This is a genomic window from Streptococcus pseudopneumoniae, from assembly GCF_038148935.1.
In the GTDB taxonomy this organism is placed as follows: Bacteria; Bacillota; Bacilli; order Lactobacillales; family Streptococcaceae; genus Streptococcus; species Streptococcus pseudopneumoniae_U.
In genome coordinates this window covers 1-366 of record NZ_JBBJZX010000225.1, presented here as the reverse complement: position 1 = coordinate 366, position 366 = coordinate 1, and the positions used below count along the sequence as shown (strand labels likewise).

Sequence of the window (366 nt, the reverse complement as noted above, 5' to 3'; positions counted from 1 at the left end):
TTATATGTTAACCAAACTCCCAAGTCAGGTTGAACAATCTCAAGCGGATGATACAATTATCACAAATATTGTTACTTTGTCTGATGGGTATGATTATCATTTTATTTATAGAAAAGATGGAGTCATTGTTGAAAAAAATGCTTGGTACATCAAGCCAGAGTTTAAAAAGTTTTCTAATAAATATGGGGATTACGTTTCCAATACAATGTTGGCTTTAATAGATAATAAAGATCAAGGACAGGAAATTGATCCTAAAGCTGTTATAAAGAATTTCCAAAACTTACCAAACAGGTATTACTTTGGGGCAGATGGTCGTCGTGTAACAAATCTACCAGAAATGACCACCTATTCAGAGATTAAAAAAGT

Annotated in this window: 1 pseudogene; it reads left to right on the top strand. The window is 32.2% G+C overall.

The window, feature by feature from the left end:
- Positions 1 to 366, top strand: a pseudogene (locus tag WKI42_RS10730) (N-acetylmuramoyl-L-alanine amidase family protein); the annotation flags it as partial.